Below are 14,011 nucleotides of genomic sequence, written 5' to 3' on the forward strand. Positions count from 1 at the left end.
ACTATCCGGTTTCCAATTGCATAAAAACTGTTCTTAAATCTTTTAAGGCCCTATGTGCCTTAACTTTTGCCGCCCCTTCGCTACAACCCAATACCTGGGCGATTTCACTAAATTTCATTTCCTTTAGCTTACTCAACACCAAAATTTCACGCTTTTCAGGAGCTAGTTTTTTGAGCGCCTGTTGTAACAAGGAATTTTCGTCTTCTTTAATCATTCCCCTTTCTACATCTTCCGGGTCTTGAAGTTTGTATTCCATAGTTGTTACGTCATTTTGATGCAGCGTCGGCTTATGTTTCCTGTGATGATCGTAGTTCACATTTCTTGCCGTTGTGAACATCCATGCCGTAAAGGTACCATCCCCGGTAAACGTATGCTTGTATTTTAGCATACGCTCGAACACATTTTGCACCAGGTCCTCGCTAAGGGAAGCGTTGCCGTTCATGTTGTAAAAAAAACCGAATAACCGTTTTTTATGACGCTCATACAACAAACCAAGTTTACCCAAGTCGCCCGATTTTACTTGCAGCATTAAAGCGTTGTCGGTTAGTGAATGCATTCTGGCTATTAGGTTTTCTAAAGGGTAAACTGCGTTTTCTTGAAATGGTTACAAAAAAATAAGCGCTTTTTTAAGGTACCGCTTTTAAACCAAAAAACGGCTCTGTTTTCACAGAGCCGTTTTGAAGTCTTTGCAAACGGGTCGGATCAGCCTTTCATCCAAGCTTTCCGAAGGCTTATCTGCGCTTCGCTGGCATCTTCCACGGGAACGATCTTGGTAACGTTTACCATAGGGGTACCTACTTTACCCTCCAAGGTCAATTCCTCGCCATCGCGCTCTACGACCATTTGAATGTCGGTTTCGGGAGACCATCCAAAACTTTGCCCAATGATAGGCCTTATCGCATCCAGATTAATCGGGGTACCGTTGATACTCTTTATGACATCACCGGCCTGTGCTCCCAAATTGTTGAAAAAACTGTTCAATTCAATTCCCTTTCGAACAAAAATGGCATTGTCATTCGATTGGTCTACGTCGATGAATGGCACTTCTCCCTTTAGGAAATATCCGGTCTGTTCCTCTTCGGTTTTCGTTGTCAATCCCACTTTGGCAAAGAAGGTCCCGTAATCGATTGGAGTGTTACCGATGACGTAGGTATCAAAAAAGTCTTTCAACCCCGGATAGGTCATGGCCACTATCTCACCGATTAATTTTTCATCTTCAAAAGGCGTCATGTCACCATATTTTTTAGACAGTTCCTTCATCAACCATAAAACTCCCTTTTCACCATTGCTCCATTCCCGCAATTGTATGTCCAGTACCATATTGATGAGGGCTCCTTTTTCATAAACATTGGCATAATTATCTTCATAGGGCTCTTCCAAAATATTCTTGCTCATCTCGGTGAAAGACATGGCATCATCATAGGACTTCGAATTGCCGATCTTATCCATAATCCTTTTATAGAATTCGGCCTCATCGATCAACCCCTGTTGAATTTGGAACAGATTGGCAAAGTATTCGGTGGTTCCCTCGTACATCCATAGATGCCTGGACATCTTGGGGTCGTTGAAGTCAAAGTATTGGATTTCCTCGGAATGTACGTTCAAGGGTGTCACGATATGGAAAAATTCGTGGGAAACCACATCGATCATCGCCTGCTCCAAGGCATCTTTCTGCATAACTTCCGGCAATACTACCACTGTTGAAGTATGGTGTTCCAAGGCGCCAAAACCATTGGCATCTTGATCCATCGTAGAGAGGTACAACAAAATATTGTACTCTTTGGTGCTGTCGATGTCGCCTAAAAAAGCCTTTTGGGCAGCCATCATTTTTTCCATTGATTCCTTAATGCTTGCAGCAGTGTAGACCCCATTAGGGGAGTACACGCTCAAGGTTACTTCGATATCATTGATTTGAAAGGTTTCCGTATTGGGCTCTGCATACATAATGGGGTTGTCGATTACCTCAAAATAACGATCGGCCAAAAACACCTCCTTCGTAGGGGGCTGGTCTTCCATGGTCTTTTCCATCAGCGAAGTGGTGGAAACCAAATTCGCCGGCTTGGTAATGCCAATCTCGTAGGGAACTTCCTTAAGTCCGTCAAAATAGCCGACAAACCCATGCAAGTTGAGCACATAATTCTCACCTGCCTTGATATTGGTTCCGGCAGGAGAGAACACCGCATCTTTCACTTCGTTTTCGCTATCGTAGGTATCGTTTACCCAATAGGTCACTTTGTCCAAACTTTTTCCGTTGGATATTTTCCATGTATTGTCATCTGTTTTGGTAGCTGCCAGTTCGTTCCCTTCATAGTCAAGAGCCTTGAAATCTTCGATATACTTTCCATAATTATCGGAACTATAGGTTCCGGGAACGGTCTTGGGGATAAAGAAAGATACCTCTTCTCTGGTAAAGGCACCGGGATCGATGCTTACCATCACCTTGTCTTCTTGTACATTGACCAGATCCACACTGGTCAAAATTGGGGTTTTGCTTGCAGTCAGTATCGCCTTGGAGGTACCGCATCCGTACAGCATCAAAATCGATAAGGGAACTATCAGAAACTTTTTCATGGGATTGTTTATGTAATTAATGGCCCGCAAGATTACTAAAATTAATCGTTCGAACCCCATTTATTTACAATTAATTAAGGTTTGGATTGCGAATAAAGACCCCTCTTGGACATAACTTTTTTTGATTATTTTTGTTCGGACTTAAAAGCGAATGATGCATTACAAAAGGATTCTTTTGAAACTCAGCGGTGAAGCCCTGATGGGTGAAAAACAATATGGAATAGACTCCAAACGGTTAGAGGAATATGCCGATGAGATCAAACAGGTGGTCGACAAGGGCATCGAAGTGGCCATAGTTATCGGTGGGGGTAACATCTTTCGCGGCCTTTCGGGTGCTGCAACGGGCATGGATCGTGTTCAAGCAGACCACATGGGCATGTTGGCGACGGTTATTAACGGACTCGCCCTGCAAAGTGCCTTGGAACTCAAAGGCGTGCAGACCCGTTTGCAATCCGCTATCAAAATTAATGAAGTAGCGGAGCCATTTATTAGGAGACGTGCCATGCGACATTTGGAAAAGGGCAGGGTGGTCATTTTTGGGGGAGGTACTGGAAACCCATATTTTACTACAGATTCCGCTGCGGTATTGAGGGCCATCGAAATAGAGGCCGACGTTATCCTTAAAGGTACGAGGGTGGACGGAATCTATACTTCCGACCCTGAAAAAGATGAGAATGCCACCAAATTCGACACCATATCCTTTAAGGATGTTTTGAACAGGGGATTAAAGGTGATGGACACCACTGCTTTTACGCTAAGTCAGGAAAACCAACTGCCCATCGTGGTGTTCGATATGAATAAAAAAGGCAACCTACTCAAAATAGTGGATGGCCAGAATATAGGTACCGTAGTAAATATGTAACCTACCTGTCGGTAGACAGGTTTGGTTTACTATTTGTGGATAGTAAGCCAATGACAAATACCGTTTTAAAAAATGAAAGAAGAAATCGATTTTATCCTGGCTTCGGCCGAAGAGGCCATGGAAGCCGCAATTGTACATTTGGAGAAAGAATTCGTAAAAATACGCGCGGGCAAGGCAAGTCCGGCAATGCTTTCCTCGGTAATGGTAGAATATTATGGGTCTCAAACACCTTTGTCCCAAGTATCCAACATCAACACACCCGATGGTCGTACGATTACCGTACAGCCTTGGGAGAAAAGCATGCTGCCTGAAATCGAAAAAGCCATCTTGAATGCCAACCTGGGCTTTAATCCGATGAACAATGGGGAGACCGTCATCATCAATGTACCCCCTTTGACCGAGGAGCGCCGCCGGGATTTGGCGAAACAGGCCAAGGCCGAAGCCGAACACGCCAAAGTAGGGGTAAGAAGCGCCCGACAAGAGGCCAACAAGGAGGTAAGGGGACTGGAGGAAGCCTCTGAAGACCTTAAAAGTAACCTTGAGACCGATATACAGGAACTTACCGATAAATACAGCAAAAAAATCGATGATTTCCTCGCCGCCAAGGAAGCGGAAATAATGAAAGTTTAAGCATTCCACAACATGCCGAATGCGGAGAGCGACTTCAAGAAGAAGTCGCTTTTTTTATTAAAAGCGGGGTTCCCCGGGAATAATGAGCCCATGGTTTATTGATTTCACTGGTTCATCTTAGGAACACAACCCATCATTTTCTACCTTTGCCGGGTTTTGTAAATAAAACAGAAAGACACCTGCGGAAGTCGGTGTTGATTAGAACTAACTTTTCCAGGGTATACACGTCTCTTCGGCAAAAGAAGTCTTACTGAAATGGTAGCGAAACTTACACAAGGTTTTTGGGCAAAGACTGCTAGGATCATCCTGCGCAATAGGATTCTGATCTTATTGATGGTGACCGCAATGACCGTTTTCCTAGGCTTTCAATGGGAGAACATGCGGTTTTCGAATTCGCAGGCCAACCTTCTGCCCGACGACCATCCCGTAAATTTGGAATACCAATCATTCTTGGAACAGTTTGGTGAAGAGGGTAATACTATCGTTTTCGCCATTCAGGACAGTGCGCTTTTTACGCCCGAAAATTTCAACCGCTGGAATAAGTTCAGTAAACAATTAATGGCCTTTCCCGAAGTCGACCTGGTTATCTCCACCGATAATCTTAAGGAATTGGTCAAAGATCAGGAAAAACAGGAGTTTGTACTTCGTCCTATGATTCAATCGCAATTACGGACCAAAGCAGAGGTTGACAGTATTAAAAATCATCTTTTCAACGAGCTCCCTTTTTTCGACAACCTATTGTTCAATGCCGAGAGCGGCACTATACGAACGGTAGCCAATCTTGACAAGGATATCGTCAATACTTCTGTACGTAAAGATTTTATCCTAAAAGACCTTAGGAATGTGGTAAACAGTTTTGAGGAGGAAACCGGTATGGATGTCCATGTATCGGGGATGCCCTATATCCGCACAATGAACTCTCAGAACATTATTGACGAAATTGGTAAATTTATCCTGGCGGCGCTTGGGGTCACTTCCCTGATTTTCTTTTTTTTCTTTAGAAGTTTTAGGGCCACTTTTATTTCGATGTTCGTGGTCATTATCGGAGTGATGTGGGCTTTTGGAGTACTTGGTCTTCTACAATACGAGATTACCGTCCTCACGGCATTGATTCCGCCCTTGATCATTGTCATAGGCATCCCTAACTGCATTTTCCTGATCAATAAATACCAACAGGAAGTAAAAAAACACGGCAATCAGGCCTTATCGCTGCAACGGGTGATTACCAAAATAGGCAATGCAACCTTAATGACCAATGTGACCACGGCCTCCGGATTTGCCACCTTTATCATCACTGATAGCAAGCTTTTGAAGGAATTCGGAATTGTTGCCTCCATCAATATCCTTGGAATTTTTATTCTATCCCTTCTGATCATTCCGATTGTTTACAGTTTTATGTCTTTGCCTAAGACCAAGCATCTCAAGCATTTGAACAAACGATGGATCGATACGTTTGTCAATTGGATGGAACGTATTGTTCGTGAACGAAGAATAACGGTCTACGTAACCTCTTTAGTTCTTTTGATTGCCAGCATTATCGGTATCTACCAAATTAAGATTTCTGGAAGTATTATTGAGGATATGCCCAAAAAGACCGAGTTCTTTAAGGATATACGATTTTTTGAGAAGGAGTTCGACGGCATTATGCCCGTTGAGATTGTAGTCGACACCAAATCCCCGAAGGGAGTTTTAAGACCGGCCAACCTGAAACGGATGGATCGCCTGAGTACTGTAATCGAAGAGATTCCCGAACTTTCAAAACCCGTTTCCGTCGTTAATCTCGTCAAATATTCGAAGCAGGCCTTTTATAATGGCATCCCCAAATACTATCAATTGCCTACCTCACAGGAGAACACTTTCATTATGGATGTGGCCCGCAAATCATCGGAAAATGGTGATATGTTACAATCTTTTGTAGATAGTATCGGCCAATCGGCCCGTGTGACCACTTTTATGAGGGATGTAGCCACCGAACGAATGGAGGCCATTGAAGCCGAGCTCAACGAAAACATAGCAAAAATTTTCCCATCGGAACGTTACAACGTGTATATGACCGGGGGCGCCCTCATTTTTCTGAAAGGCACCAAGTATCTCGTAAAAAACCTGATTCTTTCGTTAACCTTGGCAATAGGCCTCATTGCCTTGTTCATGGCATATTTGTTCCGTTCGTTTCGAATGATTATTATCTCCCTGATACCCAACCTTCTTCCACTGGTGATTACCGCCGGGGTTATGGGTTTTGTAGGGGTACCTATTAAACCTTCCACTATTTTGGTATTCAGCATTGCTTTTGGTATCTCGGTAGACGATACCATTCACTTTCTGGCGAAATACCGACAGGAATTGACTGCGCACAAATGGCGCATCAAGACCTCGGTTTACGCCGCTTTAAGGGAGACGGGAGTAAGTATGTTCTACACCTCGATCGTTTTATTTTTTGGCTTTTCGGTATTTATCATCTCCAATTTTGGCGGTACGGTGGCTTTGGGTGCCCTTGTCTCTGCCACACTACTGTTCGCTATGCTGGCCAATTTGATTCTTTTGCCGTCACTGCTACTATCCTTAGAGCGTACTATTGCCAACAAGGAAATTCTCAAAGAACCGCAGATCGATATCCTACCGAAGGAAGAGGTGAATCTGGACGAAGACCAATAGTCTGAATTCGTGATACAAAATATCGTGGATTCAAAACAAAAATAGGCGCAATAACCTATCTTTGCCCTTTTAATTTTGAAGCCATTTATCATGCAGTCAACCAGCATCAAAGCGTTACTCGCTGCCGAACCTCTGTCACAGGAAGTGGTCATCAACGGATGGGTCAAAACTTTCAGAAGCAATCGCTTCATCGCCTTGAATGATGGCTCTTCGTTAGCGAACATCCAATGTGTGGTCGATTTTGAACAATTTGACGAGGAGACCCTTAAGCAAATCAATACCGGTGCCGCCCTAAAAATCAACGGAACCTTGGTAGAAAGCCAAGGAAGGGGCCAGAAAGTGGAGATTCAGGTAAAGGATATTTTTGTACATGGGGGGTCGAACCCGGAGACCTATCCCATACAGCCTAAGAAACACTCCATGGAGTTTCTTCGAGAACAGGCACACTTAAGGGTACGGACCAATACCTTTTCAGCGGTCATGAGGGTACGATCGGCACTCTCCTTCTCCATTCACCACTATTTTTACCAGAACGGATTTTATTATTTCCACGCTCCTATCATCACCGGATCCGATGCCGAAGGCGCGGGAGAAATGTTCCGTGTCACCACCTTGGATGATAAGGACCCTCCGCTCACAGAGGACGGGAAAGTTGATTATAGGGAAGATTTTTTTGGAAAGGAAACCAACCTTACCGTATCAGGACAGTTAGAGGCAGAGGCCTATGCCATGGGGCTTGGCAAGGTGTATACCTTTGGCCCTACATTCAGGGCCGAAAACTCGAACACTTCCAGGCACCTGGCCGAATTCTGGATGATAGAGCCTGAAATGGCGTTCTATGACCTGGCAGACAACATGGATCTTGCGGAGGATTTCATAAAAAGCGTGATCACCTACATCTTGGAGCATTGCAGGGAAGACCTTGATTTTTTGGAAAAACGGCTTTTAGACGAGGAAAAAACAAAACCTCAAGCAGAACGTAGTGAAATGGCATTGATCGAAAAGCTGCGATTTGTAGTCGACAATGGGTTTAAAAGGGTTACCTATACGGAGGCCATTGATATCCTTCGAAACAGCAAACCCAACAAAAAGAAAAAATTCAAATTTCCTATTGACGAATGGGGCGCGGACCTTCAAAGTGAACACGAGCGATTTTTGGTCGAAAAGCATTTTAAATGTCCGGTTATTTTGTTTGATTATCCTGCCAAGATAAAGGCTTTCTACATGCGTTTAAATGAAGACGGAAAAACCGTCCGTGCTATGGATATCCTGTTTCCCGGTATCGGGGAAATCGTTGGTGGATCCCAGCGTGAGGAACGGTTGGATGTACTCAAAAGCAAGATGGAGGCCCTTGGTATCCCGGAAGAGGAACTTTGGTGGTATCTAGACCTGAGGAAGTTTGGTACCGCGGTTCATAGTGGCTTCGGACTGGGTTTTGAACGATTGGTACTTTTCGCTACCGGAATGGGTAATATCAGGGATGTAATCCCCTTTCCCAGAACTCCCCAGAATGCTGAATTTTAAATTGATTTCTGTAACTTTATAAAGAGTAGGAAGAACAAACCCCAATGTTAAAGCAACACTTACAGTTCAAGTTATCCCAAAAGCTATCTCCTCAGCAAATTCAGCTGATGAAGCTCATTCAATTGCCCACTCAGGCATTCGAGCAGCGGCTAAAACAAGAATTGGAAGAAAATCCCGCCTTGGAAACCGGCAAGGAAGATAGCGATATCATGGAAGATGATTTTGGGGATAGTTACGACGAGGGAGACGATAGCGAATCGATTAATGCGGAAGACATCAACATCGACGATTATCTAAGCGATGATGAGATTCCCGATTATCGTACCAAGGCCAACAATTACAGTGCAGACGACGAGGAAAAAAGTGTACCCTACGCTGCAGGCATCTCGTTCAACCAATATCTGATGAATCAGTTAAATACTGTTTATCTAAGTGATGAGGAGTGGAGCATTGCGGAGTTTTTGGTAGGGAGCATCGATGAGAGTGGGTACATACGAAGACCCATATCCGACATTCTTGACGATTTAGCGTTTACCCAGAATATCTACACCGATGAAGAGACCATCCAAAGGGTTTTAAAAATGGTACAAGAGCTAGACCCCCCAGGGGTCGGGTCACGGTCACTGGAAGAATGTCTCACTATCCAATTAAAAAGAAAAGAACCAACACCGACGATTGAACTTGCTATTGAAATACTCGAAAAGTCGTTTGACCAGTTTACCAAAAAGCATTACAAGAAACTGATTCAAAAGCACGGCATTACGGAACAGCAACTTAGGGAAGCGATTTCCGAAATTGAAAAACTGAATCCAAAACCAGGTGGCTCCTATTCCGGAAGCAACAAGATCATAGAACACGTAGTGCCCGATTTTTCCATTCGAATCGTAGAAGGCGAACTAGAGCTTACACTTAACGGAAGAAATGCCCCTGAACTTCATGTTTCGCGGGAATATAACAACATGCTCAAGGGTTATAAGGATGCCAAGGACAAATCAAAATCACAGAAAGACGCCATTCTATTCATCAAACAGAAGCTCGATGCGGCAAAGTGGTTTATCGATGCAATACGACAGCGACAGCAGACCTTGTTTATCACCATGAACGCCATAATGCACTATCAAAAAGAGTATTTTTTGACGGGTGATGAACGCAATCTTCGACCCATGATCCTAAAGGATATCGCAGATGAAATCGATATGGATGTTTCAACCGTCTCTAGGGTTGCCAACAGCAAATATGTAGATACTCCCTATGGCACCAAGTTAATCAAGGAATATTTTTCCGAATCGATGAAAAACGTACAGGGAGAGGACGTTTCCACAAAAGAAATCAAGAAGATATTGGAAACGGTCATTGCGGATGAACAAAAGAAAAAGCCCTTGACCGATGACCGTTTGGCGGCAATTTTAAAGGAAAAAGGATATCCGATTGCGAGGAGAACCGTGGCTAAATATCGAGAGCAATTGGGTATTCCCGTTGCCCGCCTCCGAAAACAGATATAATGAGACTGTTTTTAAGGGCTATTTCCTATATTTTTCATCCAATTTTTGTTCCCATCGCCGGTACTTTGGCCTATTTTCTGATAACCCCAAAGTATAGCCCTTTAGAACTACAGAGTGGCAATATTCTTCCGATATTTATATTAACGGTAATCATACCTATCATTTCTTACCTTATTTTAACCAATTTGGGGGTGGTTAGTTCCGTTTTCAATCCGGATGCGAAAGAAAGGCGCTATTCCCTTTATATTGCCATTCTATTGCTATTGATGGTGGTATATAAAGTGGTTCCCAACAATTATACCATCGAATTGTATTATTATTTTGTTGGGCTAATAGGGGCATCGGCCGCCTCTTTGCTCTTACTCTTTCTGAACTTTAAAACCAGCTTGCATGTCACCGGTATGGCGAGTCTGTTCATGTACCTGATATGCCTAAGTGTTCATTTTGAAATTAATATCACCCTTGCATTGGGGTTTTTCATTCTAGCAACCGGTCTAGTCGCCACCTCGCGACTTTATCTTAATGTACATTCCAAAACCGAGGTACTGATAGGCTTTTTGATCGGACTTCTTTCGCAATTGTTAACGGTGCGGTTCTGGCTGTAATTCGCATGTACTTATGCTACTCCAAATTCTGAAACACGTCCCCTTCATAGGTGGTATAATTGACCTTAAGCGCACCGACGGTGCGCAGCTCTTGCTTAATATCCTTAATCAATCCCATATGGGTCTTTCTATCGACCTTTAGTGAAATTACCGCATACGGACGAAGTGCCTCCGGCATCGATGTTAGCCTCGAGAGCACATAGGGACCGATTTCGGACAAGTGGGCAAATTTATCGCCTAGTTGTATTCTGGGTTCTTTGCCGAGCACCGGTACCAGTCGATCGTTCGGCCTGCCCACATGTATCGTGATCACTCGGTCCTTTTTCTCGAGTTTCTTGATTTCGCTGGCGTTGGGCAACTCATTACTAACGTTCAGATTGTCGTCTTTCATCACGGTCACCGTCATAAAAAAGAATAGTAGCATAAATACAATATCGGGGAGGGAAGCAGTTGAAACTTCTGGAACGGTCGTATTATTTTTTTTGAATTTTGACATAACGGTATGATTTTATTATTGTTGTGGTTCTACTATGTTCAAAGGATACAAATCCCTTAAATACCGTATGTTCTTTTTCAACTCGGCTTTGACAAGCAAACTCGTTTGGCCATTTTGGTATTGCTCTTCCATATCGGTGTAATTCCGATGGTATAAACGATTCGCTTCCCTATTTCGAAGTTCGGTATAGGCACCTACTAGTTCGTTCTGTACGGCAATATAGACACCGTACTCCGTCTCACGCTGGGTATTGATGGTAATTATCGCTTTGGATGGACTATCGGAAGACGTTTGGTCCCTTAAACCCATGCAATAGTCACAGTAGTCTGGATGGTTCGGGTCTGCCCCCCCGTTATCGATAAACGAAATAGCCATGGAGCGCAACTCCTTCAGGTCTATTCGCTCATTTTTTACCAGTAATCGACCTTCTCCATCGACCCATACGGGAAAGAGGTTCTTCCTCTTATATTCAATTGCAATCGGATCGGTATTCTCACGTGGAAGTTTTCTATCGATACCGGCATCGGTTTCAATCGTAGTGGTGACCAAGAAAAAAATTAGTAATAGAAATGCAATGTCGGCCATTGAACCTGCATTTACGGTAGGGATCTGTGTTCTTTTTCCCATGATTCTAAATTTAATCGTTCAACAATAGTTTTTCCATGCTCGGAAAAGCTATGGCAATCAATTAGGGGGGCGTATAGAATAGTTAAACAATGCTGTGGATACAGCAGTTTATAGGAAAGTGATGGAGTTAAAAAAATATCAAGATCCGTGCCATGGAACAGATGGCTACGGAAAAAACCGAAAAGAGACCTATAGAATATAGAAAATAAAGCCGATCCGCAGTGGTCGAAGGCCGATATCCTGGTCATTGACCTGAACACCATCGTTGAAAAGATTGTTCAACATATAATAGGCATGTATATTAAAACTATGATATCCCAAATTGAGGGCAAGCCCGTATTGAAACTTGCGTACATCGGTATTAAAAAATGAGTCTTTAAATTGGTCGGTTACCAGCTTCGACCTTGCCCCCAAAAGATAAGCCAGTTTCACTCCGGCATAAATCCTATAGAATCGATATTCCGTAGCGGTCGAAGTACGCCAACGAAACTGGATCGGCATTTCCAACATATGGGTCTCCAGTTTATTTCGATTGAAGTTGGCTCCACCCCCATCTACCTCATATTCAATACCGTTGGCAGTCTCCGAAGCTACCAGATTGGAATAATAGGAATAGACCCCGTAACCCAGCCCTATGCCCAGTCCGGTAGTTCTTGTACGATTTAAGGGGATATCCTTTATGAATCCGGCCTGTAAGCCATAGGATAGGCTTCGTTGGGTAACGTCTTCCGGTTGTTGCAATAGAAAGTTATAGGTGATGCCCAAATAGAATTGATCTTCAAGATAGCGATCATCGGTGGAAATTGTATCCTGTAATGTCTGGGCCCTGACACCTAGCGCTAAAATAAAAGACACCCCGACAAGATATAACTTCATAAATATAAAGGTAAATAAATAAAAAACGCTCCAAAAAGTGTTTTTTGGAGCGTACTACTATAACTAAGTTTGAAACGTTGATTTAATTCTGAATGTTTCTGAAGGCATCACCTTCATAAGTGGTGTAATTGACCTTTAAGGCATTTACTTTACGTAATTCTAGCTTAATATCAGCAATCAAACCCATATTTGCATTCTTATCGACCTTCAATGAAGTAGTCAATACATTTTGTAGTTCCTGAGGCTTTTTGGCCCTTTCCATCAAAATGTAATCCCCAACTTCGGAAGCGTTAGCGAACTTGTCGTTCAGTTGTATCTTGGATTCCGTACCGAACACCTTCTGATACTCTTGGGTGGGCGCACCGACATAGATAGTGATGACCCTATCTTTCTTTTCTAGTTTTTTGATTTCGCTCGCATTCGGTAATACGTTCTCAACCATTACACTACTATCCTTCATAACGGTCACCGTCATGAAAAAGAACAAGAGCATAAAAACAATATCGGGCAAGGATGCTGTTGACACCGCCGGAACTTCACCGCTTTTCTTCTTTGCAAATTTAGACATATCTAATAGTTTTTAATGCTTCTTATTAGCTACTGGAACCTCCGGAGGTAGTTTCCGCCTCGGATAACTTCTGTGGGAACATTTCTTGGATTCTGGTAATTTTTTCCTTGAGCTCCTCTTTGACACTGGGAGGAGTTTCCTGCTTAATGTAGTCCGCTTCCATATCAGTGAACTTACGATTGAAAAGGCGCTCCGATTCCCTATTCCGCAAATCGTTATAGGCACCTACCAATTCATTCTGAACGGTAATGTAGGTACCGTACTTCGTCTCACGATCATTCTTCAAGGAGATAATCGCTTTTGTGGGGTTGTCCGAAGAAGATGCATCCCTTCTACCGCCACTACAGTAATTACAACTACCATCACCGTTATTCTCTAAAAAAGCTTTCGCCTTTTCACGCAAGTTCTTCAGTTCTATCAACTCTCCATCAGCCAGTAACTGACCGGCTTTGTTGATGTTCACTTGGAAGATGTTTTTCTGCTTGATAACCACATCGGTTTCAGGCGGTTCGATAGGCGGTAACATCCGATCCAGACCGGCATCCGTTTCAATAGTGGTAGTCACTAAGAAAAAGATAAGCAATAAGAATGCTATGTCGGCCATAGACCCTGCGTTCACTTCCGGTGCTCCTGCTCTTCTAGGCATAATCTATACTTTTATTTACTAAAAATTTTCTTTACGGATGGTACTATCATCAGTATCACGGCAATGGCCGTAAGGATAAAAAATACGTACAGCCCCATCCCGATCTTCTTAACGGTACTTTCATCCGACATTTCCATATATTCCGGCGCAACATCGGTTCCACTGGACATCACATAGGAAATAATGGCGACTAGGGCAAAACCTCCTATTGCGAATAAGGTTTTCTTTAGTCCAGCAGGATTTGAAAACATATTTTTCAACGCAAAACCTAGGCTAAATACCACCGCGATGCCCAATAACAGATAGGTTAACCAAAACATGGCGTTCATCGCCCCACTTTGAGCCGCCTCCGCAGGGGGCATGTTGGAATCGGGAAGCATTAACCAAAGTACCGCACTTATCAACCCCACCGCTATTAAAGCTATTTTTACAATCTTACTCATCTTTCT

Annotated in this window: 14 protein-coding genes; 6 read left to right on the top strand and 8 right to left on the bottom strand. The window is 43.3% G+C overall.

The window, feature by feature from the left end:
- Position 1: 1 nt before the first annotated feature.
- Both FK220_RS03620 and FK220_RS03625 read right to left on the bottom strand, forming a co-directional pair.
- Positions 2-556, bottom strand: a complete 555-nt coding sequence (locus FK220_RS03620; RefSeq protein WP_152572909.1) for an RNA polymerase sigma factor — start codon at positions 554-556, stop codon at positions 2-4.
- 146 nt (positions 557-702) lie between these two features.
- A complete protein-coding gene (locus FK220_RS03625) occupies positions 703-2,571 on the bottom strand; it encodes a M61 family metallopeptidase (RefSeq protein WP_152572910.1) in 1,869 nt (622 codons plus the stop codon).
- A gap of 154 nt (positions 2,572-2,725) precedes the next feature.
- On the opposite strand from FK220_RS03625, the gene pyrH reads away from it, so the two are divergent.
- The 6 genes from pyrH (at position 2,726) to FK220_RS03655 (ending at position 10,349) form a co-directional block, all read left to right on the top strand.
- Positions 2,726-3,433, top strand: coding sequence for a UMP kinase (pyrH, locus tag FK220_RS03630; RefSeq protein ID WP_152573639.1), 708 nt, complete (start codon positions 2,726-2,728; stop codon positions 3,431-3,433).
- A gap of 72 nt (positions 3,434-3,505) precedes the next feature.
- Entirely contained in the window at positions 3,506-4,063 is a 558-nt protein-coding gene (gene frr, locus FK220_RS03635) for a ribosome recycling factor (protein ID WP_152572911.1), read from the top strand.
- A 255-nt stretch (positions 4,064-4,318) separates the two neighbouring features.
- Entirely contained in the window at positions 4,319-6,718 is a 2,400-nt protein-coding gene (locus FK220_RS03640; protein WP_152572912.1) for an efflux RND transporter permease subunit, read from the top strand.
- Positions 6,719-6,808: 90 nt separating this feature from the next.
- The gene (gene asnS, locus FK220_RS03645; protein WP_152572913.1) at positions 6,809-8,242 is read left to right on the top strand and encodes an asparagine--tRNA ligase; all 1,434 of its coding nucleotides are present in this window, start codon (positions 6,809-6,811) and stop codon (positions 8,240-8,242) included.
- Positions 8,243-8,286: 44 nt separating this feature from the next.
- Complete coding sequence (gene rpoN / locus FK220_RS03650; RefSeq protein WP_152572914.1) at positions 8,287-9,744, top strand: RNA polymerase factor sigma-54; 1,458 nt, start codon at positions 8,287-8,289, stop codon at positions 9,742-9,744.
- Positions 9,744-10,349 (top strand): phosphatase PAP2 family protein, encoded by a 606-nt coding sequence (locus FK220_RS03655; RefSeq protein ID WP_152572915.1) that lies wholly within the window; start codon positions 9,744-9,746, stop codon positions 10,347-10,349. The genes rpoN and FK220_RS03655 overlap by 1 nt, the downstream gene beginning before the upstream one ends.
- 16 nt (positions 10,350-10,365) lie before the next feature.
- Here FK220_RS03655 and FK220_RS03660 read toward each other — a convergent pair whose 3' ends face one another.
- The 6 genes from FK220_RS03660 to FK220_RS03685 form a co-directional block, all read right to left on the bottom strand.
- A complete protein-coding gene (locus tag FK220_RS03660) occupies positions 10,366-10,845 on the bottom strand; it encodes an ExbD/TolR family protein (RefSeq protein ID WP_152572916.1) in 480 nt (159 codons plus the stop codon).
- 15 nt (positions 10,846-10,860) lie between these two features.
- Complete coding sequence (locus FK220_RS03665; protein WP_152572917.1) at positions 10,861-11,472, bottom strand: ExbD/TolR family protein; 612 nt, start codon at positions 11,470-11,472, stop codon at positions 10,861-10,863.
- A gap of 189 nt (positions 11,473-11,661) precedes the next feature.
- On the bottom strand, positions 11,662-12,348 hold the full coding sequence (locus FK220_RS03670; RefSeq protein ID WP_152572918.1) for a porin family protein: 687 nt from the start codon (positions 12,346-12,348) through the stop codon (positions 11,662-11,664).
- An 82-nt stretch (positions 12,349-12,430) separates the two neighbouring features.
- The gene (locus tag FK220_RS03675; RefSeq protein ID WP_152572919.1) at positions 12,431-12,916 is read right to left on the bottom strand and encodes an ExbD/TolR family protein; all 486 of its coding nucleotides are present in this window, start codon (positions 12,914-12,916) and stop codon (positions 12,431-12,433) included.
- Between the two features lie 25 nt (positions 12,917-12,941).
- The gene (locus FK220_RS03680; RefSeq protein WP_152572920.1) at positions 12,942-13,562 is read right to left on the bottom strand and encodes an ExbD/TolR family protein; all 621 of its coding nucleotides are present in this window, start codon (positions 13,560-13,562) and stop codon (positions 12,942-12,944) included.
- Positions 13,563-13,573: 11 nt separating this feature from the next.
- A complete protein-coding gene (locus FK220_RS03685; RefSeq protein WP_152572921.1) occupies positions 13,574-14,005 on the bottom strand; it encodes a hypothetical protein in 432 nt (143 codons plus the stop codon).
- Between the last annotated feature and the right edge of the window lie 6 nt (positions 14,006-14,011).

It is taken from the genome of Pelagihabitans pacificus, from assembly GCF_009371985.2.
GTDB lineage: Bacteria > Bacteroidota > Bacteroidia > Flavobacteriales > Flavobacteriaceae > Pelagihabitans > Pelagihabitans pacificus.